Source organism: Micromonospora sp. NPDC050980, assembly GCF_040653835.1.
Taxonomy (GTDB): Bacteria; Actinomycetota; Actinomycetes; order Mycobacteriales; family Micromonosporaceae; genus Micromonospora.
Window position 1 is genome coordinate 140,401 of record NZ_JBFAGS010000002.1, and the last position, 23,357, is coordinate 163,757.

Sequence of the window (23,357 nt, forward strand, 5' to 3'; positions counted from 1 at the left end):
TCGCTCGTGCGTGCCGGTCTGCGCGGCCGCCTGCGCCGGTCACCCGCCGGACAGGGCGGACTCCAGGTCGGTGATGCCGGTCTCCGCGCACACGTGGGCGGTCAGCGCGGCGGCGAAGTCCACAAGCGCGGGATGCCGCAGCACGGACCGCACCGGTATCTCCACCCCCAGCGCCTCGCGGAGGCGGGCCGCGACGGACATGGCCCGCAGGGAGTGACCGCCGAGCCGGAAGAAGTCGTCGCGGCGGACGATCCGGTCCACCTTCAGAACCTCCCGCCACACGTCGGCGACCAGGTTCTCGATGACCCCCACCGGTGCGCTGTCGTCGCGCGGCGTGCCCGCCCGCGCGGCCCGCCGGCGCAGCGCGTCCCGGTCGATCTTGCCGTTGGCGGTCAGCGGCATCGCGTCCACGGCCAGCACCACGTCCGGCACCAGCGCGCCGGGCAGCACCCGCGCGCACTGCTCCCGCACCGGTGCGGTGTCGGCGACGCCGGTGACGAACGCGACGAGCCGGTCGGCGTGCACCACCACGGCGGCGCCGGTGACGTCCGGGTGGTCGCGCAGCGCGTACTCCACCTGGCCCGGCTCGACCCGCAGGCCGCGTACCTTGACCTGGTCGTCCATCCGGCCGAGCAGGTCGACGGTGCCGTCGGGCCGCCGCCGGCCCAGGTCCCCGGTGCGGTAGGCGCGGGCACCGGGCCCGCCGTCGGGGTCCGGCACGAACGCGGCGGCCGTCGCGGCGGGCGCGGCCAGGTAGCCGCGGGCCAGCGCCGGACCCGACAGGAACACCTCCCCGGGTACGCCGACCGGAGCGAGGTTGCCGTGCGCGTCCCGCACGTCCAGCGAGCGCAGCGGCAGGGGTTCGCCGATGCCCGCCCGGGTCCCGGTCCGGCCCGGGTCGATCCGGCCGAGCGTCGAGGTGATCACCGCCTCGGTCACGCCGTAGCCGTGCCAGAGGGCCACCCGGTCGCCGAATCGTCTGCTCCAGCGGGCCACCGCGTCCCCGTGCACCTTGTCGGCGCCGAGGAGCAACGCGCGCAGGGGCAGCTCGTCGGGCGTCCGGCCGTCCGCGTCGAGATCCTCGACCACCTGATGCCAGTACGGCGCGGCGAGGTTCGCCACGGTCACCCCGTCGTCGGCCGCGCGGGTCAGGAACTCCCGGGGCGTCCACGAGCGCGGGTCGCCGAGCACCACGGTGGCGCCGGCGACCAGGGTGCCGAGAACCTGCTCGACGGCGATGTCGAAGGTCGGCGGGGACAGGTGCAGCACCCGGTCGTCCGGGCGCAGGCCGAGCCGGTCGGCGATCACCGCGAGGTGGGCGCCGAGCACCCCCCGGGGCACGGCGACGCCCTTGGGCACGCCGGTGGAGCCGGAGGTGTGCAGCACGTACGCCGTCGCCTCGGGGTGCGGCACGGCCGGCGCGTCGGGGAACGCGGACCCGGCGGTGGCCGCCGGCAGCCACGTCACGCCGTCGCGCTCGGTGGGCGTGTCGACCGCGCCCACCCCCAGCGTGCAGCCGGCGCGGGCCAGGACCTGGTGGCGGAGCCGGTCCGGCTGGTCCGGGTCCAACGGCAGGTAGACCGCACCGGCCCACCACACCGCCAGTTGCGCCACCACCAGGTCGACGGACTTCGGCACCAGCACCGCGATCGGCACCTCCGGGCCGGCGCCGGCGCGGGCGAGGTCGCCGGCCAGCGCCGCCGCCCGGGACACCAGGGTGGCGTAGTCGACAGTGGTGTCGCCGGCCACCACCGCCGGGCGCGTCGGCGCCCGGTGGGCATGCTCCCGCACCGCCGCCGCGCAGTCCCGCGCGGCCGTGCCGGCCCGCCGGTCGGGCGCGGGCGCGGCCCGGTGGCCCGGCGCGTCGGCGGGCTCGTCCACGGCGATCCGCCACAGCGGCAGGTGCGGCTGCTCGACCAGCGTGGCGAGGGTACGCACCAGCCGCGCGGCCAGGGTGGCCACCGCCGCCTCCGGGTGCCGGGCGCGGTCGAACAGCAGGCGCACCGCGGCGGTGCGCCCCAGCTCCACCGCCACGGTGAGCGGGTAGTTGGTGCGGTCGGTGACCGCCACGGCGCCGTCCGGCCCGGCGAGGGTGTCGCGCAGGCCGGCGTCCATCGGATAGTTCTCCACCACCAGCACCGTGTCGAACAGCGCGACGGTGGGGTCCAGGCCCACCCAGGAGCGGATGTCGGTGACGGAGTGGACCTCGGGCCGTCGGCCCGACGCGGCGTGCAGGTCGGCGAGCCACCTGTCGACGCGCGCCCCGCCCGGCACCGCGATCCGCGCGGGCACGGTGTTGATGAACAGTCCGACCATGCCCTCCGGGTCGGGCAGCCCGGCCCGGCCCGAGACGGTCACCCCGCAGACCACGTCGGTGCTGGCCAGGTAGCGGGAGAGCAGCAGCGCCCAGGCGCCGCACACGACGGTGCCGGCGGTCAGCCGCAGCCGCCCGGCCAGGTCGGCGATCCGGTCGGTGAGCCCGGCCGGCAGGTCGACGTCGACCGCCCCGGTGCCGGTCGCGCCCGGGTCGGGTTCCCCCAGGTCCAGCGACCGGCGTCGGACGTCGCCGAGTTCGGTGCGCCAGTGGTCGACGTCGGCGGGGGACGGCCGGGCCGCCTGGGCGAGGACGTCGGCCACGTAACGCCGGTAGGGCGGCGGCTGGCCCGGCTCGGACCAGGTGCCGCCGTAGCGGCGCAGCACCTCGGTGAACACCAGCGCGGAACTCCACCCGTCGAGCACGACGTGGTGGTTGGTCACGAGGACGTGGTGCTCGCCGCCGAGCCGGACCAGGGTGAGCCGCAGCAGCGGGCCGGCGCCGGCCAGGTCGATCCCCCGGGCGCGGTCGCGCTCGAGCAGGTCGGTAAGCGCCCGCCCCGGGTCGGCCTCATCGGTGAGGTCGACCACGGTGACCGGCACCGTCGCGCGCCGGCGGACCACCTGGAGGGTGCGCTCGCCGGTGGTGACCAGGCCGGTGCGCAGCACCTCGTGCCGGGCGGCGGTCTGCTCCCAGGCCCGGACGAAACGCGCCTCGTCGAGGTCACGCATGCGCCAGCCGACCTGCTCCAGGTACATGCCGGGCTCGGTGGCGGTGACCGACTCGAAGACCATGCCCTCCTGGGTCGGGGTGAGCGGGTAGACGTCCTCGATGTCGCGGTCGCGGAAGTAGCGGTCGATGGTGGCCTGGTCGAGGCCCGCGAGCGGGAAGTCCGAGGGCGTCCGGCCGTGGTTGGCCGGGTCGAGGCAGTGCGCGACGGTGGCCCGCAGTTCGGTGACGAAGCGCGCGGCGAGCGCGGCGACCTCGGCGCTCGGCTGGGCCCGCGGGTGGTGCCTCCAGTCGATCAGCAACTCGCCGTCGATGACCGCCGCGTCGACCTCCAGCAGGTGCGGTCGCGGCCGGGTGGGGGAGACCCAGGTGCCGGGCGCGGTCACGGTGAACGGGTCGGCGTCGACCGCCGAGGCCGACCCCAGCCGGCCCAGGTAGTTGAACCGCACCCGGGGCGTCGCGGTGAGCCCGTCGACGCCGGCCAGCCGGTGCAGGACCCCGTACGCGAGTCCCCGCGACGGGCTGGAGCGCAGGTGTTCCTTCGCCGCCAGCAGCGCGGCGCGCAGGTCGTCGGGGTCGTCGAGGGGGATCAGCACCGGATAGAGCGTGGTGAACCAGCCGACCGTGCGGGACAGGTCGAGGTCGGTGGCGTCGCGGCCGTGGCCCTCGGCGTCGACGAGCACGTCGCCGCCGGCCCACCCGCGCAGCACGCGGGCCAGGGTGGCCAGCAGCACCTCGGTGATCCGGGTGCGGTAGGCGCGGGGCACCTTCTCGATCAGGTCGGCGGTCTCGGTGGCGGGCAGCGTCGACCGGTGCACGGCGGCGCTGCCGTAGGTGCCGGCGTCGCCGGTCAGCGAGGTCGCCGCCGCGCCGGCCACCGCCCGCCAGTGCGGGATCTCGGCGTCGAAGTCGCCCCCGGTGACCGCGTCGGCGAGGTGCGCCGCCCACTGCCGCACCGACACCGTCTTCGCCGCGGGCGGTCGCGCGCCCCGGTAGGCGTGCGCGAAGTCCTCCACCAGCACCGACCAGGACACCGCGTCGACGGCCAGGTGGTGCGCGGCCAGCAGCACCGCGCCGTCACCGTGCACGGCGGCGAGCAGCGGGCCGGTGGACACGTCGATCCCGGCGCAGGCGGCGGCCACCACGTCGGACCATCCCGGGCTGTCCGGGCCCGCCGGGGTCGTGGTCACGGTGACCGGGTTGTCGTCGGGGATGTCGAGGCCGTGCGGGGTCAGTCGCATCCGCAGGGCGTCGTGCCGGTCGAGCAGCCGGGCGACCGCGTCCGCCACGGTCGCGGTGTCGGCGCCGGCGGGCAGCGGCACGGTGACGTGCTGCACGACCAGGTCGGCGCGCGGGTCGCCGTGGCCGAGGAACCAGTCGGTGATCGGGGTCGGCGGCACCGGCCCGACCACGCGGCCCTGCTCGGCGTCGACCTGCGCGGTGGAGCCGACCGCCTGCGCCAGCTCGGCGACCGTCGGATACTGGAAGATCATCTTCGGGGTGATCTGGTGACCGGCGGCGACCGCCCGGGACACCACCCGGATGCCCTGGATGGAATCCCCGCCCAGTTCGAAGAAGTTGTCGTGCACCCCGACCACGGCCAGGTCGAGGACCTCGCACCAGATCTGCGCCAGCGCGGCCTCGACCGAGGTGCGCGGGGCGAGCACCGAGCGCCGGCCCGGCCCCGAGTCGGCCGGGGCCGGCAGGGCCGCGCGGTCGAGCTTGCCGTTGGCGGTCAGCGGGATCCGGTCCAGCACCACGTAGGTGGCCGGGACCATCGCCGGCGGCAGCCGGTCGGCAAGGTAGGGGCGTACCAGTTCGGCGTAGCGGCGGGACACGGCCCCGCGCAACGGGTCGTTGGTCAGCGCGCCGACCGGGGCACCGGCGGGCGGCGGGGCCAGCCCGGGGCATCCGACCACGAGGTGGAACCGGCCACCGGTGCCCGGGGAGCAGCGCAGCTCCACCTCGACGCCGTGCGCGGCGGCCAGGTCGTACACGTCCTGCGGGGACACGCCGGTGGCGGGATGCCGCAGGTCGCCGGCGCGGGCCGCCGCGCCGGACTCCAGCGCGGCCAGCGCCTGCGCCGCGTCGGCCGTGCGGGCGTTCGGCACGTCGGCGACGGCCAGCGCGGGCGGGCCGGCGGCCAGGGCGGCGGCCAGCCGGCGTGGCGTCCAGCCGTCGCGGGTCCAGTCGGTCCACCGTGGACCGTCGCCGGGTCGGTCGCCGTCGGCCGCCGCGCCGACCCGCAGCACCACGTCGTAGCGGAACCGGGTCATCTCCGAGTCGAGCCGGCCGCGGCGGGGCGTGGCGGTGGCGTCGCGCAACCGGGGCAGGTCCGCCGCGAGCCGGGAGAAGAACCGCGGGTCGACAAGCAGCTCGCTCTCCCGGGCGAGCCGGGCGCGGACCCGGTGCAGCACCTCGTCGGCGGGGACGCCGTCGGCGGCGCGGAACAGCTCGATCGCGGTCGCCTCCGCGCCGGCCACGCTCAGGTCGCGCACGTCGCCGACGAACACCGCGCCGCCGTCGACGGTGCGCGTCACCGCCGCGGTCAACACGTCCCGCAGGTAGTCCCCGGACGGGAAGTACTGTGCCACCGAGTTGACCACCACCACGTCGAACCGTTCCTCGACCCGGTCGAGTTCGTCCGCGGCGAGCTGCCGCAGCACGACGTGGTCGGTCCGTTCACCGGCTCGGGTCATCCGGTCGTGCACGTGCGCCAACGCCTCGGCGGAGAAGTCGAGCCCCACGTAGCGTTCCGCGGTCGGGGCCAGGGCACGCAGCAGCAGCCCGGTGCCGCAGCCGATCTCCAGGATCCGCCGCGGTCGCAGCGCCCGGATCCGGTCGACGCTGGCGTCGACCCACTCCCGCATGGCCGCCTCGTCCACCGGCTCGCCGGTGAAGCTGCTCGTCCAACCGGCCAGGTCGGAGGCGTCGTCGGCGGCGCCGCCCGTACCCGAGTAGGAGGTGTCGAACACCTCGCGCCAGGTGCGCTGCTGCTGCGCCGCGACGGCGGTCGTCCCGCCGGCGCCGGTCTCCGGCACCAGGTAGGCCACGAGCGCCGGGGTGTCCCGGTCCCGCCGGACGGTGACCACCGCGTCCCGCACCGCCGGGTGCTCCCGCAGCTGGGCGGCGACCTCACGGGGCTCCACCCGGTGTCCGTTGATCTTCACCTGGTCGTCGCGCCGACCCAGGTACTCCACCACGCCGTCGGGCCGCTGCCGCACCAGGTCCCCGGTGCGGTACAACCGCGCGCCGGGCCGGCCGGAGAACGGGTCGGGCGGGAACGCCGCCGCCGTCGGGCCGGGCTGGTCGAGATAGCCCCGCGCCACCCCGACGCCGCCGATGCAGAGTTCACCCACCGCGCCCGGCGGCAGCGGTCGGAGCCGCTCGTCCAGCACGTACTGGCTGGTGTGCGGGATCGGCACACCGATCGGGACCGACGCCCCCCGGTCCGACGACGTGGCCAGGTGGGTGCAGTTGGCGACCGTCGCCTCGGTCGGCCCGTACTCGTTGAGCAGCTCCGGTCCGTCCTCGCCGAGCCACGGCGCGGCGGTGGCGGTCGACAGGTCCTCCCCGCCGACGACCAGCACCCGCGCGAGCGCCCGGGCGCGTGCCGCCCCGAGCTGGTCGATCAGCAGATCCAGGTGCCCCGGGGTCAGCTTCAGGAACGAGTAGGGCGCCGCCGCCGCGAGCGTCTCGCCCAGCCGGGTCAGGTCCAGGTCGGGGTCGAGCACCGCGACCGGCTGCCCGACCAGCAGCGGCGCGTAGAGCGCCGGCACCACCAGGTCGTACGCGCAGGAGGTGAGCAGCGCCGACCCGCCGGGGGCGGCGAGGTATCGCCGCACACACCAGTGCAGGTAGTTGGCCAGGCCGCCGTGCGTGACCACCACCCCCTTCGGCCGACCGGTGGACCCCGACGTGTAGATCACGTAGGCGGCGTCCTCCGGCAGCAGCGGGACGTCGACCGGCGGACCGTCGAGGGTGGCGCGCGGGCCGAGCACCGCAACGCCCAGCCCGGTCAGCGGGGCGGCGGCGCCGGCCGAGACCACCAGTCGCGTCCCGGCGTCGGTCAGCAACTGCCGCACCCGGTGGGCCGGCTGCGCCGGGTCCACCGGCACGTAGGCCGCCCCGGCGCGCAGCACGGCGAGGAACGCCACCACGAGCTCCGCGGACCGGGGCAGGCAGACGCCCACCCGGTCACCCCGTCCCACGCCGGCGCCACGCAGCGCCCGGGCCAACCCGTCGACCGCCGACGCCAGCCCGCCGTAGGTCAGGTCGGTGCCGTCGGCGTCGCGTACCGCGATCGCGTCCGGGTCGTCGGCCGCCCGCGTGTGGACCGCCTGGTGGACGAAGGGCCGCCCGTCGGGCGGCCGGTGCCCCCGGTCGTCGTTGCCCGTGCGCAGCAGCCGGTCCCGGTCCTCGGCGGTCAGCAGGTCGAGGTCGGCGACCGGCCGGTCCGGGTCCGCGGCGAGCTGGTCGAGCACCCGCACGTACGCGCGGGTGAACGCCGACACGGTCGCCTCGTCGTAGCTGTCCCGGGCGAACTCGACCTGCCCGGTGAGCCCGTCCCCGGCGGGGGTCAGCAGCCAGGACGTGTCGAACTTCGCGGTGCCGGTGTCGACGGGGAAGTCCTCGGTGACGCAGCCGGCGAGGTCGGGCCGGGTCGGCGCCGAGGTCTCGAAGACCTGGAAGCTGGTCTGGAACAGCGGCTGCATGCTCAGCCGCCGCTCCGGCCGCAGCTCGTCGACCAACCGTTCGAAGGGCAGGTCCTGGTGCTGGTAGGCGTCGAGCGCCGTGGACCGGACCCGGGCGATCATCTCGGCCACGGTCGGCGTCCCGGACAGGTCGGTGCGCAGCACCACCGAGTTGACGAAGAAGCCGACCAGACCTTCGAGGTCGGGATGGTTGCGCCCGGCGACCGGTGAGCCGACCACCACCTCCCGGTTCCGGGTGAACCGGCCGAGCAGCACCGCGAACCCGGCCAGCAGCACCATGAACAGCGTCGCGTCGTGGGCCCGGGCCAGCGCCCGCAGCCCGGCCGTCGTCGGCGGCGAGACCGAGAACCCGCACAGGCCGCCCCGGTACGACGGCTCGTCCCGACGGGGACGGTCCGGCGGGAAGGTCACCTCCTGCGGCGCGCCGGCCAGCACGCCACGCCAGTGCGCCGCCAACGCGTCCGCGGCCTCGCCGGCCAGCGCGGCGTCCTGGGCCCGCGCGTACGCGCGGTAGGTGGTCGGCGGCGGCGCCGGGTGCGCGGCCCGCCCCGCCCGGTGCGCCTGGTACGCCGCGCCGAGCTCGGTGAAGAGCACCGCGAGCGACCAGCCGTCCACCACGGCGTGGTGCACGGTCACCACGACCACGTGGTCGTCCTCGCTCAGGCGCAGCAGCAGCAGCCGCAGCAGCGGCCCGGCCGAGAGGTCGAACGGTTCCCGGGCCGAGGCGACGCTCAACCGCCGCGCCTCGTCGTCGCGGTGCCCGTCCGGCAGCCCGGTGAGGTCCGCCGCCCGCCACGGCACCTCGACCCGGTCGTGCACGACCTGCACGGCGCGGCCGTCGCGCTCGGTGAAGGTGGTGCGCAGCGCCTCGTGCCGGTCCACGACCGTCGCCAGCGCCGCGCGCAGCGCGTCGGCGTCCAGCGGTCCGCGCACCCGGAAGCCGAGGGGCGCGTTGTACAACGCGGAGTCCGGTAGGAGACGGTCGAGGAACCACAACCGGCGCTGTCCCGGCGAGAGCGGCACCGGCCCGTCGTCGCCCTCCCGACGACGCGGGGCGCGGCGCAGCAGCAGCGACCGCAGCCGCTCCCGGTCCGCGGCGGTGGTGGTGGGGACCGCACTCAACTCGCTGCTCATCCACGATCCTCCCTGGCCGCGCCGGTCGTCGGCGCGGCCGATGCGCCGTCGGTCAGTCGAGGTGAGCCGGCGGCATCGGTCTGCTTGCCTGGTGCCACGCGCCGAACGCGGTCCACCCGCCGTCGACCGGCAGGGTGGCGCCGCTGATGAAGGTGGCCTCGTCGGAGGCGAGGAACAGCACCGCGTCCGCGACCTCGCCCGGCTCACCCATCCGGCCCAGCGGGGTGCGGCCCTCGATCCCGGCCAGCGTCCAGTCACCGGTCGGGGCGTCGGCCGCGGCGGCCTCGGTGACGATGAACTCGGTCATCGGGGTACGGATGAACGCCGGCGCGACCGCGTTGACCCGGATCCCGTGCTGGCCCCACTCGGCGGCGAGCGTGCTCGTCAGGCCGATCTGGGCGCTCTTCGTGGCGCCGTAGGCGGCCCGGTAGGGCAGCCCACCGATCCCGGCGACGGAGGAGATGTTGACGATGGCGCCGCCGGTGCCCCGGGCCACCATGGCGGCGCCGACCGCGCGGGAGAACAGGAACGTGCCGGTGAGGTTGACGTCGAGGCAGCGTTGCCACCGGGCGAGGCTCAACCGCTCGCTGTGTCCCACGGTCGGGATGCCGGCGTTGTTGACCAGGATGTCGGGCGGGCCCCAGCGATCGAGCACGGTGTCGACCACCCGGCCGACCGCGTCCTCGTCGGCGACGTCGCCGGCGCAGGCGAGCACCCGGTCGGTGCGGTCGCCGGCGAGTTCCTCGGCGGCGCGCGCGGTGCGTTCGGCGGTGCGGCCGTTGAGCACCACGCGGGCGCCCTCGCGGTGCAGCGCCTCGGCGATGGCGAGGCCGATGCCCATGGTGGAGCCGGTCACGAGGGCGACCCGGTCGGTGAAGCGTGCGGTGCGCATGCGGTCCTCCCGCGTCAGTAGCCGGTCATGCAGCCGCCGTCGACCACGACGGAGGCGCCGGTCATCCAGGAGGACTGGTCGCTGGCGAGGAACAGGGCGCAACGGGCGACGTCCTCCGGGGCGCCCAGCCGGCCGAGGGGGTGCAGGTCGGTGACCCAGCGCTGGTACTCCTCGGTGTATCCGTCGCGGAACGTCCGCACGGTGTGGTCCATGCCGGTGCCGTCGATCACGCCGGGACAGATGGCGTTGGCGCGGATCCCGGAGCCGGCGTAGTCGATCGCGATGTTGCGGGTGAGCGCCAGCAGGGCCGACTTGGACGGGTTGTAGGCGCCGGCCCGGCGGGTGGCCTTGAGCCCGGCCACGGAGCTGATCATGACAAGCCGGCCCCCGCCCCGGCCCACCATCTCGGGCAGGACGCCGCGCGCGACGAGGAACGCGCCGCGCACGTTCACCGACATCACCGTGTCCCAGTCGGACACCGAGACCTCGGTGACGCTCCCGCCGATCCAGGCGCCGGCCGAGCAGACGACCGCGTCGACCGGCCCGTGGGCGGCGCGGGCGGCGGTCAGGCCGGCCGTGACGCCGTCCTCGTCGGTGACGTCGAGGGGGATCGCGGTGGCCGTGCCGCCGTCGGCCCCGATCGCCGCGGCGGTCTTCGCGGCCGCCTCGGCTCGCAGGTCCGTGACGCTGACCCGCGCGCCCTGCGCGGCGAAGAGCCGGGCGACGCCGGCACCGATGCCGCTACCGCCACCGGTGACGACGACGTGGTTTCCGGTAAGCAGGTCCGTGATGCCCATGGCCGTCACGGTAGGTATCGGGTCGACGGCGGAACAAGGACGATGGCGTGTTCTCGCCGGCATCGCCCGCGGGCGGGGACGCCGCCGCCGGGCTGGTGCACCATGGACGCCCCGGGCTCCGGCCGGCCGGCGTGCGGGGTGCCGGCGGTCGGCTCGCGCCCGCGCTGCGACTCCGGCTCAGTAGGTCACGGCGATGTTGGTCAGCCCCGCGGTGGCGTTGCGGACCGTGTTCGAGGCGTACACGACGTTGGGGTTGGCGGCGCACTTCGACGTCGACGTGACCCGGATCGCGTAGGCGCCCACCCCGCCGAGGTCGGCGGTGTTGGCCCGCCACACGTTGCCGCACCCGTTCGCGAACGCGGGCGTGCTGGTCGGATTGTGGGTCTCGTACCCGTTGGCGAACGTGCCCGGGGTGGCGAACGTGCCGGTGTTGTCGGCGATGGTGTAGCCGATGCCCTTGACGTCGACCCAGGAGTCGGCGGAGTTCTGGCCGGAGATGCCGCGCCCGTCGAACGTGTTGGCGCGGATGACGCCGTCGAACGTGCCCTCCTTGACGTCGATGTGCTCGGCGGCGACGTACGGACCGATCCGGTTGCCGATGACCTGGACCCGGTCCGAGCGGTCGACGCCGTCGGAGTTGCCGTGACATCCCCAGTTCGATCCGGCGGAGCCGAGGTAGACGCCTTCGCCGTATCCGGGTTGCGTCAGGCCGGTGTACTCGACGATCGAGTCGCGGATGACCCCGTCGGCCGAGGAGCGGCGGAAGTGCACGCCCTCCTCGTCGGTGTGGTGCACGTGCAGGCCGTCGACGACGACGTGCGGGGAGTCGTCGATCACCACGCCCTTCTTGGCGTCCCGGACGGTGAAGCCGGTCAGGTTCCAGTACGGCGCGGCGAACACCCACAGGCCGTACCCCGGATCCCAGCCGGTCGTCGGCACGGGGCACGGGGGTGCGGTGCCGGACGGCCCGTCGTTGACGAGCACCGCCGTGCGTGGCCCGGTCAGCGTGATCGGCCGGCCGGCGGCGCCGGGGCGCCGGATGAGGAACGGCCCGTGGTATTCGCCCGCCGCGAGCCGGATCGTCTGCCCGGGCAGGGCGTCGGCCAGGGCGGCGTCGAGTTCGTCGGCGGTCGAGACGTCCACGACCGTCCCGGTCGGCTCGGTGGGTGACGGGCTCGGGCCCGGCGACCGGCTGGGCGACGGCGTCGGGCTCGGCGGGACGGGGCTCGTGGGCGCGGGACCGCCGGCGCACGGCAGCCCGTCGACGGTGCAGCCGAACGGCAGCCCCGAGCCGCCGGCGTTGAAGCCGAAGCTCTGGTGCCCGCCCGCGGCGATGACGCCGTTGTAGGAGGCGTTGACGAACGTGTGGTGTTGACCGTCGCTGGTGCGCACCGCGTTCCACGAGTTGCTCAGCACGGTGCCCGGCGGCAGGTCGAACCGCACGGTCCAGCCGGTCGACGGGGCGTCGCCGGTGTTCGTGACGACGACCTCGGCACCGTATCCGGTGTTCCAGACGGAGGTCTGCACGACGCTGGCGGTCAGCACCGGACCGGCCGCGAGCGCGGGCGCCGCGGCGGACGCGCAGATGAGCAGGAGGGCCGCGGCCAGGCCGGTCAGGGTGCGGTGGCGCATCGCGGCAACTGCCCTTCGTCGATCGACGGCGCTGGATTTTTGGCAATTCTGCGGGAGCTGTCCCGATCAGTCAATCCGGCCGCTCACGCGCCGGCCGCCGGCTTGTAGCCGCAGACCAGCTCCCAGCCGCCGGGCAGCACGGCCACCCGGTCGAAACCGACCTCCTTGAGCAGGCTGGTGTAGAACTCGACCTCCCGCAGCCGGCTGACGCAACTGTCGACCCCGATCAGGAAGTAGCTCCAGAAGAACTGCATCGCCAGGCGATCCGGGGTGCGGAACTCCTCGCAGATCACCAGCAACCCACCCGGTTCGAGGGCCGCGTACGCCTTCTCGACCAGCCGGCGGGCGACGTCGTTCGGCCAGTCGTGCAGCACCCGGACGAACGCCATGGCGTCGTAGCCGGTGGGCAGCGGCTCGGCGAGGAAGTCCCCGCCGACGAAGCCCAGCCGGCCGCCGTGCCCGGTGCGGGCCCGGGTGGCCTGCACCAGCGGCGCCACCGCCGGCAGGTTGTAGACGTCGACCCGCAGCCCCGGCGCGTCGTCGAGGAGGTGGGCGGCGAGCGTGCCGTCGCCGCCGCCGACGTCCAGCAGACGCCGCCGGTCCGACCACAGCCGGCCGGCGTGGCGGTGCGTCGTCTCGATCACCGGGCCGAGACCGACGGCCATGCTGCGCTCGAAGTCGGCGGTCTGCCCGTCGGTCTTCGGGGGCCAGGCGAAGTCGTCGTCGCCCATGCTCACGTCGCCGCGCAGGCTCTCGGCCAGCCGACCGTGCAGCAGCCGCCAGGGGTAGCGGTCCCGGTCCCGTTCGACCGCGCCGGGGCCGACGACCGCCGTGACGGCGTCCCGGAGACCGGGCACCGCGCGGTACGTGGCCGTGGTGATGTCGTCGCCCGGCTCGCTGCGCTCGACGACGCCGAGGCTCTCCAGGCAGTCGAGGAACTTGTAGAGCCGCAGGGGTCGCAGCTCGAACCGGTCGGCCAGCTCACCGAGGCGCGCCGGCCCGGGCTCGAGCGCGTCGAGCAGGCCCGTGCCGAGCGCGGTCTCCAGCACGTCGATGGCCTTCGGCCCGTTGGCGAGCAGACTCATCAGCGCGCGGGGGGACAGCGTGACAGTCACCGTCTCAGCTCCTCTTCCAGGGCGTCCATGAACGTGTCGATCTCGTCGAGGGTGTTGTAGACGTGCGGGCCGACCCGCAGGTAGCCCCGCCAGCTACAGACCATGTCGCGCGCCACCAGTCGCCGTTTGACGGCCTCGCCGTCGGCGACGTCCAGGCACACGACGCCGCCGCGCCGGTGCGGCTCGGTCGGGCTGACCACGTCGATGCCGGCCGCCGCGGCCCGCTCCAGGATCCGGTCGGTGCAGGCCAGCGAGTGCCGCCGGATCGCGCCGACGCCCACCCCCGCCAGCAGGTCCAGGCCGACCTGGGAGATCAGCGAGGTCAGCGGGAACGGCGTCCCACCGGCGAACCGTCGGGCCCGGTCGGCCCAGCCGGCCGACGGCTGGAACGTGAAGGCCCGGTCCCCGGCCTGCCAGCCGGTCGCCGCCGGCTCCAGCGCCGGCACCAGATCCGGGCGTACGTAGCAGAAGGCGGTCCCGACGCCGCAGAGCCACTTGTGCGCGCCGCCGAGGACCACGTCGACGCCGAGCGCCGTCACGTCCAGCGGCATGATCCCGACGCTCTGGAAGGCGTCGACGACCACCAGCGCGCCGACGTCGTGGGCACGCCGCACCAGCCGGGGCAGGTCGATGGTGGCGCCCGAGGAGAAGCTGGCGTGCGGGACGCACACCAGCAGCGTCCGCTCGTCGATCCGTGCCTCGACGGCGTCCTCGTCGAACCGGGGGCCGCCGGAGCCGACCACGTCGAGCCGGGCGCCGTAGCGGCGGAACGCGGTCCAGATGAACGGCACCGTCGGATACTCCAGGTCGGTGCTGACGATCCGGTTGCGCGGCGGACGGTAGTCGAAACAGGACGCCACCCGGGCGAGCAGTGTGCTCAGGTTCGCGTCGGTGACCACGCTGCCCGCCGGCGCGCCGATGAACGCGGCGACGGAGTCGGCGTACCGGTCGAGGCCGACGTGCCAGTCCGGCCAGACCTCGTCGCGCCAGTTGCTCAGCGTCCGCCAGTAGCCGGTGAGCACCCGCTGGGCGCCCCGCGGCACCGCGCCCGTCGAGTTGTTGTTCAGGTAGACGCCGGTGTTCAGCACGGGGTACTCGGCGCGCAGCGCGGCGTGCGCGGCGGCGTCGAGGCACTCGGGCCGGTCGGGGTTCGGATGCGGTGAACTCACGCGGTGCTGCCTCCGGTCGACTCGGTGGGGGACGGGGGCCGGGTCTCGCCGGCGACGGAGGTGAAGACCGGGATGGACCGGACGGCGGCCAGATAGGGCGTGCCCTCCGTGTAGCCGGTGCCGGGCCGGGGTCCGAGCATCCGGGTGGCGAGCCGGTGGTGCGTGCGCCGCCACTGGAGCACCGCGGCGGCGAACGACCGCATCTCCCGCTCGACCCGCCCGCCGTCGGGCGCGGCGAGCAGGCCGTCGCGCACCGCCGTGCGGTAGGCGTCGTCGATCGACGGCTGCCCGGCGCGCACCAGGTCGCGCACCTCCGGCACCTGGCGGTACGCGGCCGAGTCCAGCCGCGCCCCCTCGGGGGCGCGACACAGCGACTCCATCAGCTTGTAGGAGCGGGACTGGATGGCGCTGGCGCCCGAGGTGTACTCCCGGAACGTCCGGAACGCCTCCGGCTGCATGGTGGCCAACAGCGAGAAGAGCGGCCCGGCGGCGGTGAGCTGCTCCCGGGCGTACGCCAGCCGGTCGGCCGCCCGCGGCGCGTGGCCGGCGGTCAGCGCGGCGACGGTGGCGCGCAGTTCCCCGGCGATCTGCGCGAAGAGACACTCGTACGACTGGAGCACCCGGATGAACAGGTACTCGTCGTGCGACACGTGCACCGGCAGCAGGCTCAGCCGCAGGATCAGCTCCGCGTTCGGTTCGGCGTCGGCGGCGACGGCCCGCAGCCCGTCCGGGGTCGCCACCGCCGCCCGGCCGGGGGCCGTCGCGGCGATGCCCAGCCGGGCGAGCGCGGGCGCCACGGCCCGTACGCCGAGCCGGTGGCGCTTGGCCACCACGTCCCGGCTCGGGCGCCGCTCGGGCAGCAGGTCGGTGGCGCCGGCGGCGGCGGTCAGCTCGAAGGCCAGCGCGTCGGTGACCAGGCGGACGAGGAGCCGGTCGGTGTCCCGGCGGGCGGCGGACCGGTCGGCGTCGGACCCGATGGTGACGTCGTCCCCACCGGGCAGCCGGAGCAGTGGCAGCGCCAGGTAGCTGCGGTAGTCGTACCGGCCGTCCCACTTGTCGAGCGCGACGTCGAGGAAGTCACCCAGCAGGCGGGTGGCCGGCTCCGGCGTGGGCGCCGGTGCGGTCAACCGCGCACGGGCCTGGTCGAGCAGGGCGAGCGCTTCCTTTTCGACGAAGTGTTTACCGACTCGATGAAACTCCGCCAGCACGGCGGAGTACGGGAAACCGGCGGCCCTGCCGTCGCCGGACAGCCAACTCGTCAGTTCACGCACGAAGCCGCACCTCGGCATTTCGGTCGCCACGCGGGGGAATTGAAAATTACTGGTGAACGAGGATTGTCAGGGGTGGCCGGCCGGGAATTCGTCGCCGGGTGCGCCGGAGGGTTTCCGGCGGGCTCGCCACAGTTCCGGGAAGAAGCGGTGTCCGGCGAGTTTGGCGAGCATCGTCGCCTCGGGGCCGCCGGGGTCGTGGCCGCCGACGCGCAGCGCGACCCGGTGGTGCCGCGTCCGCCACAGCGACACCCGCTCGTCCCACTCGATCAACGCCTCGGCGAGCCGCTGGACGGGGTCGGCGGGATCCGGCCGGCCCAACGTGGCCGGCTCGATGCCCTGGGCCGCCAGGTGTTCGGTGAACGCCCGAGCGAGCTGTCGGCTGGTGCCCTGGACCTGCCGCCAGCCGGGCGACTCCGCCCCGGATCCCCTGCCCAGCGCCGGTTGCATGGCCTGGAAGTCGGCCGGGGACAGGTGCCGGAACATCTCCAGTTGATCGGTGACCAGCCGGATCCCGAGCGTCGCCCGGGCCAGCAGCGACTCGGTCGCCGCCAGCTCGCCGGCGCGCAGCCGGGCGACCGCCTCGGTCAACTCGGCGGCGGCGAGCTTCAGCCACAACTCGGTGGACTGGTGCACCACCTGGAAGAGCAACTCGTCGCGGTGGAGCATCTCGGCCGGCCGCCGTTGCAGGTCGAGCAGCGTGTCGAGTCGCATGTAGCGCGCATAGTCCGTGGCGCCGTCGCCGGGCAGCACAGGTGAGTGGTCCTGCTTCACGGAATTGATTCCCTCCGGTCGGCGTCGCGGCATCGGAGACCGACGGTGCGATCATGCGCGCAGCGGCCATTATGCAACGACGGGAGACAATATGCTATGCCCTGTCGTCATCGGTCGCCGGGCGAGAGGTGGACGCTTTTCCGCCACCAGGTACGTTCGGGTGCGGGTGCCCTCGATCATCGACGGTTCGAGGTCGTCCGGTAGGCAGGTCACTCTCTCCGCGACGGTCGGACTCGACCCGTTCGGCCAGTTCTCGGACGCATTGCCGATATGCCGTGCGCGTGTGGTAGGGCCAGTGCCGCTCCAGCGGTGGCGGCACGGTGTCGGTCGGGTCGACCGTGACGCCGCGAGGGTCGCGGAGCCGGACGTCGACAGCCGTCGCCTCGGCGGCGCCGCAGGTGTCTCCGCTCTGCCGGTGGGGGGTGAAGACGGGTCCGCTCACCGGGTCGGTGTCGCGCCACAGGTTTCGCCACCGCCAGTGGAGCCGTTCGCCCGTCTCGCACAACACCCGGCGGCCGAGGTATGCGGGGTAGAGGCGGGCGTAGACGCGGCCCAGCGGGGAGCCGTGGGTCAGCAGCGCCACCCGGGCCAGGACGTCCGGTGGCAGTTGCAGGATCGTGGCCGCCGCCAGGACCGATCCGTGGCTGTGTCCGGAGATGATCACTTTGCCGGTGGCGGCGAGGGCGGTGACCCGCTTGGCGAGTTCGGGGACCGCTCGGGCGGCGTAGCAGGGTGGCGCGAACGGGTGGACCGTACGCGGCCAGAAGTCACCCAGGTCGAACAGGGCCGCCACGGTGCGTCGCGTCTGCTCGGAGCGGTAGGCGCGGTAGGCGAGGACGACGAAACCGATCACCAGCAGGCTGATGAGCCAGACCCCTGCGTCGGTGACGTAGGTGGTGAGCAGCGCCGATTTCGTCGGCCGCGCGGTGAGCCGGGTCACGAGCTGGGCGGGGCCGAGCCCGATCGCGTCGAACGCGATGGCGATCAGACCCAGCGCGGCGATGACGAAGAACGCGACGAGTATCGGTCCCAGTTCCTCGGCCACGTGGGATCGGGCGATGGCCTTCCGGACGGCGTCGAGCCGGGGCGCCGCCGCCGGTGGCGCGTCCCGGTAGTCCCGCGCGACGACGCGTTCGGCGAGTCGGCGGCGCCGCCGGGCGGTGAGCAGGTACGTGATCGAGGCCGCCCCCGCGAGGATGGCCAGCGTGGCGAGTCCGGCAAGCGCGGCCCACCAGTAGGCCACCGGTGGTTCCAGCGGGGCGACGCCAGGTGGATCCGGCCGGACCGGACCGGGGAGATAACCACGATCGAGTTGATCGGCGACCCGGAAGACCAGCGCGCCGGCGAAGGCGCCCGCGATCGTCATCGATGTCGCCGCGACGATCGGTGTGCCGAGTCCGCCCAGGAACGGGCGGTCCCGAGCGTCGGCCACCCGGGATCGCACCGCCGTGACCGCGAGCAGCACCAGCAGGACACCCTGCAGCGTCTTGAGGCCGCCGACGCTTCCCTCGTAGCCGGGCAGTTGCCCGGCCACCGCTGACCCGTCGCCGGCGCGGTCGGCGTAGCCGAGGCTCAGCAGCGTCACCGCGGCCGTGGCCGCCCGCAGCGGAAGCAGGATGCGGCGAACCGTCGCGCCGCGGGTCGGCACGGGCAGGCAGAGCAGCACCGCGCAGCACACCAGCAGGCCCGCGGCGGGCACCAGCAGCAGCCGAGCCACCGAACCGTCGGGCCGGCTGAGCCCGGCGAGCAGGCTGACGTCCAGCGTGCCGACGCCGATCGCCACGTGGATCCCCCGAAGCCAGGCCGGGGTGCGTACGTCGTCCCAGAAACCCGGCGTGGTGAGCTTCTCCCGGGCCGCCGTGCCCCGAGGCGGTGGTGGATGGCCGAAACCTTCGAGCGCCCGCGCGGATCGTGCGCCGATCCGCCAGACGAGGTGCAGTCCGAGCAGCGGGACGAGCGACAGCAGGGCGAGTCGCGGCCCCGTCGGGAGTGCGCTCAGCCAGGACAGGTACGGGCGACCCTCGCGGCACCACTGGTACGGCACGCACTGCCAGCCGATCAGGTCCAGGCTGATGCCGATCGTCGAGAGCATGAAGGCGGCGGTGATGGTCCCGGCGAGCACCCGGCAGAGCGCGGCGAGAAGATCGAACCGGCCCGGCGGTCTGGGGCGTAGCCAGATCGCCAGGTTGATCAGCAGGAACGGCAACAGCAGCAGCATCGAGGCCGTCCGCACCGCCGCGCCGGCGGTGAGGGCACCCCAGCGGTACGCCTCGACCGCGACTCCCGCGGTGGCGCCACCCGCGGCGCCGGCGCCCGGGCGGGGCCGGTAGAACCCGGCGTGCTCGTCCCCGGCGACCCGCACCACCATGGGGTGGTCGAGCATCCGCTCCGCGGTCCCCCCGGACACCCCGTGCACTCTCAACTCGACCGCGTCGCCCGGGCTCGCTGTGTCCACCCGATCAGGCTGACAGGCCGGCGCGGCGGAGGCGGGCCATACCGCGAACCGCCGGCGCCGGACGGCGCCCGCCGCGACGTCCGGCACCCGTGGCCGAGAAATTCAGGATGGTCAAACTCTGGACCTTTACTGTTAACAGTCCTAATAATTAGGGCCCCGGTCCCGACCCGACCCGGAAGGCCCACCCCATGCGTCGCCCCGCCATCCTTGCCCTGGCCGCCGTCCTGGCCGCCGGCGCCACCACCGTCCACCTGGCGTCCGCCGCCTCCGCGGCCGTCGCCTGCCATCCCACCTGGTCGTCGTCCGCCGTGTACGTCGGCGGCGGCCAGGCTTCCTACCAGGGCGTGAACTACCAGGCCAAGTGGTGGACCCAGAACGAGAACCCGGCCACGCACAGCGGCCAGTGGGACGTCTGGGCCAACCAGGGCGCCTGCGGCGGCACCATCCCGCCGACCACGCCACCGGCGCCCACGACGCCGCCGACCACCCGACCCCCGACCACCCCGCCACCGACGACCACCCCGCCGCCCACCACGCCACCGCCGACCGGCAACGGTCAGCTACCGAAGCACTTCCTCACCGGCTACTGGCAGAACTTCGACAACCCGGCCCGGGAGATCCGGCTCCGTGACGTCCCGGCCACCTACGACCTGGTCGCGGTCGCGTTCGCCGACGCGACGAGCACGCCCGGCGCGGTCTCCTTCAGCATCGACGCGGGCCTGAGCGCCTCGCTCGGCGGCTACACCGACGCCGACTTCAGAAACGACGTCGCCACCCTGCACTCGCGGGGCAAGAAGGTCGTCATCTCGGTCGGCGGCGAGCGTGGCACCATCTCGGTCGCCAGTTCCGCCGCCGCCACCAACTTCGCCAACTCGGTCGTCGGCCTCATCGCCACCTACGGGTTCGACGGCGTCGACATCGACCTGGAGAACGGCGTCAACGCGACGTACCTGGGCCAGGCGCTGCGCGACATCCGCAACCGGACGAACCCGAACCTGATCATCACGATGGCGCCGCAGACCATCGACATGCAGAGCACCGGCAGCCAGTACTTCCAACTGGCGCTGGGCATCAAGGACATCCTGACCGTCGTGCACACCCAGTTCTACAACTCCGGTGCGATGCTCGGCTGCGACAACAACGCCGCGTACGGCCAGGGATCGGTCAACTTCCTGGTGGCGCTCGCCTGCATCCAGCTCGAGAACGGGCTCCGGCCGGACCAGGTGTCCCTGGGACTGCCGGCCGCGCCGAGCGCCGCCGGTGGCGGCTACGTCAACCCCTCGGTGGTCAACCAGGCCCTCGACTGCCTCGCCAAGGGCATCAACTGCGGCTCCGTCAAGCCGCCGCGCACCTACCCCGGAATCCGTGGCGCCATGACGTGGTCGGTCAACTGGGACGTCACCAACGGCAACGGATTCGCCAACACCGTCCGCCCCCACCTCAACACCCTTCCCTGAACCCCCGCAGGAGAGCGTCATGAAACTCAGGCAGAAGATCCTGGCCCTGGCCGCCGTCACGGTGACCGCCACCGCGATCACCGTCGTCCCGATGTCCACCTCCAGCGCGGCTACGGCCTGCTACCCGGCCTGGTCCGCGTCTCAGGTGTACGTCGGCGGCGGTCAGGCGTCGTACCAGGGCGTGAACTACCAGGCCAAGTGGTGGACCCAGAACGAGAACCCGGCCACGCACAGCGGCCAGTGGGACGTCTGGGCCAACCAGGGCACCTGCGGCGGCACCACCCCGACCACCCCGCCGCCCACCGGCCCGACCAACCCGCCGCCGGCCGGTCGGATGGCGGCGGCGCCGTACGTCTATCCCGGTTGGGGCAACCCGCCGGCGCCCTCGACGATCACCGGTCAGGGTGTACGCGCGTTCACCATCGCGTTCGTGCTGGCCAACGGCTGCAACCCGGTCTGGGACGGTGAGGGCGGCCTGACCGGCGGCGTCCACGAGTCCTGGATCAACCAGGCCAAGGCGGCCGGCGCGAGCATCGTCCCGTCGATCGGCGGCTGGCAGGGCAACAAGCTCGGCCCGAACTGCTCCACCCCGGAGGCCCTCGCCGGCGCGTACCAGAAGGTCATCAACACCTTCGGGCTCAAGGCCATCGACATCGACATCGAGAACTACGACGAGTTCGAGAACTACACGGTCGCCGACCGCATCGTGCGGGCCCTGGGCATCATCAAGCGCAACAACCCGGGCGTCACCACGATCCTGACCTTCGGCACGACCACGAGCGGACCCAACGCGCACGGCGTCCGGCTGATCAACCAGGCCCGGGCGCTGAACGCCAACGTGGACATCTTCACCATCATGCCGTTCGACTTCGGCGGCGGCAGCGACATGTACACCAGCACCCGCAACGCCGCCGAGGGCCTGAAGAACCAGCTGAAGTCCACGTTCGGCTGGAACGACCAGACGGCGTACGCGCACATGGGCATCTCCGGCATGAACGGCCTGTCCGACCAGCAGGAGGTCACCAGCCCGGCGACCTGGACGCGGATCCGTGACTACGCCAGGAGCAGCGGACTCGCCCGGTTCACGTTCTGGGCGGTGAACCGGGATCGCGGCTGCCCCGGCGGCGGCGTGGTCTCCAACTGCAGCGGCATCGCCCAGAACGACTGGGAGTTCAGCCGGATCTCCGCCGGCTTCTAGGACTGTTCCAGGCGCGGTCCCGTCCGGACACCACACCGGCATCCGGACGGGACCGCGACGCCGGCGCGGCCAGAGCTGCGGCGGATACACCCCGCGCAGCGGCCCCTTCCTCGAGGCGTTGCCCTGACCCGGCGGTTCCGGAACCGGCCGGCCGGTTCCGGAACCGTCACCGGCTCACCAGCCCACGGCGACGAGCAACCACTGCGGGTCGCCGTGCGAGACGAACGACGACTGGTCGGCGACGTCGTCGTACGGGAAGCCGTAGGCGCGGCCGTCGATGGCGCGATCGTGCCAGAACTTCGCGTACCAGTTGGCCGGCGACTGCTGGTAGAAGCGGCTCGGGTCCGCCCACTGCGCCCGGGGCAACTGCGCGGTGTGCCGGTTCAGCGCCGCGCAGCCGGCCGGGTCACCGGCGAACCGGCCGGCGCAGCCGAAGATGTCCGACGTGGCCGCGGGCAGCCCGACGGAGTTGGCGTACGCGGTGAAGTAGCCGGCGTACCGGCCGCCGGCCCGGAACTGCGGTGAGCTTCCCGGCGCCGGGATCCGGTAGGGCGCCTCGATGCTGGCCAGGTGCGTGAATTCCGCCGGCACCGCGTCGGCGAAACGCTGGAAGGTCACCGAGCGGTCCTCGGCGAAGGTCGTCTCGTTCTCGCCGACCGCGACGTCGTAGCCGTCGCGGGCGTGCAGCCGCATCGCCAGTTTGAGGGCGAACCCGTCGACCCGGGTGGTGTTGCCGTTGAACTGGTTCGCTCCGACAGTGAACTCGATGAAGTCGCTGTACTGGCTGCTCGGCGAGCCGAGACGGAAGTACATCCGGCCCGCCGAGTTCACCGGCATGTCCAGGTAGGGCTGCTCGGCGATGGAGTGCGTCTGGCCGTTGAAGCTCCAGTAGACCTGGCTGTCGGGGTAGCGGCCGTTGGTCCGGTTGAGCACCTTGACGGTGAGCACGTTGCGGGCCGGCGGGATGCTCGTCGTGTCGCCCCAGAAGCCGCCGGTCGGCGGTGGGGTGGTCGGCGGTGGCGTCGAGCCGCCGGTGGTGGCGACCGCCATCTCCCAGAGCGAGTAGCCGTAGGGCGTGGCCCGCCTGGTGCCGTACATCCGCACGTACCGCCCGGTGCCGGTGACCGCGACGGTCTGCGTGCCGCCGGTGCCGGTGGTGGTGGAGTGGACGGTGGTCCAGGGCCCGTCCGGCGCGGCGGCCGTCTGGAGTTGGAAGGCGACGGCGTAGGCGGCCTCCCACCGGAGGGTGACCTGGCAGATGTCCTGGGCGGCGCCGAGATCGATGCGCAGCCACTGCGGGTCGGCGAAGGCGCTCGACCAGCGGGTGCCGGTGTTGCCGTCGACGGCGGCCGACGCCGGGAAGGCGGCACTCTCGACGGACGAGGCGACCGCGGGCCGGCCGGCGGCCACGTTGCCGCCGCAGGCGGCGACCGCCGGGCCGGCGTCGGCCGAGGCGGCGTCGGCGAGCATGCCGCCGGCGAGCAGGGTGAGGGCGGTCGCGGCGGCGGCGAGCAACCGACGCCCGGGACGGCGGTGACGGACGGGGCGGTCCGGCGCGAGCCGGCGCGGGACGGGTGGGGTGGGGGACATGGACGCCTCCTTCGGTGGATCCGACGGAGGGCGCTCTCTCGGTCACCGAGGGTGGACCCGCACCGCGGTCGCTGTCAAGGAGAAACCCCTCCCCATGATCTTTTCCGGACTTTCCGTG

General features: G+C 74.0%; 12 protein-coding genes. 2 read left to right on the forward strand and 10 right to left on the reverse strand.

All coding sequences use genetic code 11. From position 1 onward, the window contains the following. Positions 1-39 precede the first annotated feature (39 nt). The 9 genes from AB0H28_RS04650 to AB0H28_RS04690 form a co-directional block, all read right to left on the reverse strand. Positions 40-8,892: an amino acid adenylation domain-containing protein gene (locus tag AB0H28_RS04650; RefSeq protein ID WP_358034206.1), complete on the reverse strand. Its 8,853-nt coding sequence runs from the start codon at positions 8,890-8,892 to the stop codon at positions 40-42. Positions 8,893-8,944: 52 nt separating this feature from the next. Then, a complete protein-coding gene (locus AB0H28_RS04655) occupies positions 8,945-9,784 on the reverse strand; it encodes an SDR family NAD(P)-dependent oxidoreductase (RefSeq protein ID WP_358034209.1) in 840 nt (279 codons plus the stop codon). 14 nt (positions 9,785-9,798) lie between these two features. Continuing rightward, the gene (locus tag AB0H28_RS04660) at positions 9,799-10,581 is read right to left on the reverse strand and encodes an SDR family oxidoreductase (protein ID WP_358034212.1); all 783 of its coding nucleotides are present in this window, start codon (positions 10,579-10,581) and stop codon (positions 9,799-9,801) included. A gap of 177 nt (positions 10,582-10,758) precedes the next feature. Further along, on the reverse strand, positions 10,759-12,213 hold the full coding sequence (locus AB0H28_RS04665) for a cellulose binding domain-containing protein (protein ID WP_358034215.1): 1,455 nt from the start codon (positions 12,211-12,213) through the stop codon (positions 10,759-10,761). An 83-nt stretch (positions 12,214-12,296) separates the two neighbouring features. Next, positions 12,297-13,328 carry a methyltransferase gene (locus AB0H28_RS04670; RefSeq protein WP_358034218.1) on the reverse strand — a complete coding sequence of 344 codons (1,032 nt, stop codon included), beginning with the start codon at positions 13,326-13,328 and terminating at the stop codon, positions 12,297-12,299. Continuing rightward, positions 13,325-14,497: an aminotransferase class V-fold PLP-dependent enzyme gene (locus AB0H28_RS04675; protein ID WP_358034220.1), complete on the reverse strand. Its 1,173-nt coding sequence runs from the start codon at positions 14,495-14,497 to the stop codon at positions 13,325-13,327. The genes AB0H28_RS04670 and AB0H28_RS04675 overlap by 4 nt, the downstream gene beginning before the upstream one ends. Continuing rightward, positions 14,494-15,768, reverse strand: a complete 1,275-nt coding sequence (locus tag AB0H28_RS04680) for a tryptophan 2,3-dioxygenase family protein (RefSeq protein WP_358034222.1) — start codon at positions 15,766-15,768, stop codon at positions 14,494-14,496. Before AB0H28_RS04680 ends, AB0H28_RS04675 begins: the two co-directional genes overlap by 4 nt. Before the next feature lie 66 nt (positions 15,769-15,834). Beyond that, positions 15,835-16,539 (reverse strand): tryptophan 2,3-dioxygenase family protein, encoded by a 705-nt coding sequence (locus AB0H28_RS04685; RefSeq protein ID WP_358034225.1) that lies wholly within the window; start codon positions 16,537-16,539, stop codon positions 15,835-15,837. A gap of 94 nt (positions 16,540-16,633) precedes the next feature. Beyond that, complete coding sequence (locus AB0H28_RS04690; protein WP_358034227.1) at positions 16,634-18,994, reverse strand: hypothetical protein; 2,361 nt, start codon at positions 18,992-18,994, stop codon at positions 16,634-16,636. A gap of 188 nt (positions 18,995-19,182) precedes the next feature. Here AB0H28_RS04690 and AB0H28_RS04695 point away from each other — a divergent pair, with 188 nt between their 5' ends. After that, on the forward strand, positions 19,183-20,451 hold the full coding sequence (locus AB0H28_RS04695) for a glycosyl hydrolase family 18 protein (RefSeq protein WP_358034230.1): 1,269 nt from the start codon (positions 19,183-19,185) through the stop codon (positions 20,449-20,451). A gap of 19 nt (positions 20,452-20,470) precedes the next feature. Next, a complete protein-coding gene (locus AB0H28_RS04700; RefSeq protein WP_358034232.1) occupies positions 20,471-21,649 on the forward strand; it encodes a glycosyl hydrolase family 18 protein in 1,179 nt (392 codons plus the stop codon). A 174-nt stretch (positions 21,650-21,823) separates the two neighbouring features. Here the strand turns inward: AB0H28_RS04700 and AB0H28_RS04705 are convergent, their stop codons facing one another. Further along, positions 21,824-23,239: a beta-1,3-glucanase family protein gene (locus AB0H28_RS04705; RefSeq protein ID WP_358034235.1), complete on the reverse strand. Its 1,416-nt coding sequence runs from the start codon at positions 23,237-23,239 to the stop codon at positions 21,824-21,826. Between the last annotated feature and the right edge of the window lie 118 nt (positions 23,240-23,357).

What these genes read in the sequence shown, in the direction of transcription:
- AB0H28_RS04650 (WP_358034206.1), bottom strand. Translation starts at nt 8,892, where the DNA reads ATGAGCAGCGAGTTGAGTGCGGTCCCCACCACCACCGCCGCGGACCGG.
- AB0H28_RS04655 (WP_358034209.1), bottom strand. Translation starts at nt 9,784, where the DNA reads ATGCGCACCGCACGCTTCACCGACCGGGTCGCCCTCGTGACCGGCTCC.
- AB0H28_RS04660 (WP_358034212.1), bottom strand. Translation starts at nt 10,581, where the DNA reads ATGGGCATCACGGACCTGCTTACCGGAAACCACGTCGTCGTCACCGGT.
- AB0H28_RS04665 (WP_358034215.1), bottom strand. Translation starts at nt 12,213, where the DNA reads ATGCGCCACCGCACCCTGACCGGCCTGGCCGCGGCCCTCCTGCTCATC.
- AB0H28_RS04695 (WP_358034230.1), top strand. Translation starts at nt 19,183, where the DNA reads ATGCGTCGCCCCGCCATCCTTGCCCTGGCCGCCGTCCTGGCCGCCGGC.
- AB0H28_RS04700 (WP_358034232.1), top strand. Translation starts at nt 20,471, where the DNA reads ATGAAACTCAGGCAGAAGATCCTGGCCCTGGCCGCCGTCACGGTGACC.
- AB0H28_RS04705 (WP_358034235.1), bottom strand. Translation starts at nt 23,239, where the DNA reads ATGTCCCCCACCCCACCCGTCCCGCGCCGGCTCGCGCCGGACCGCCCC.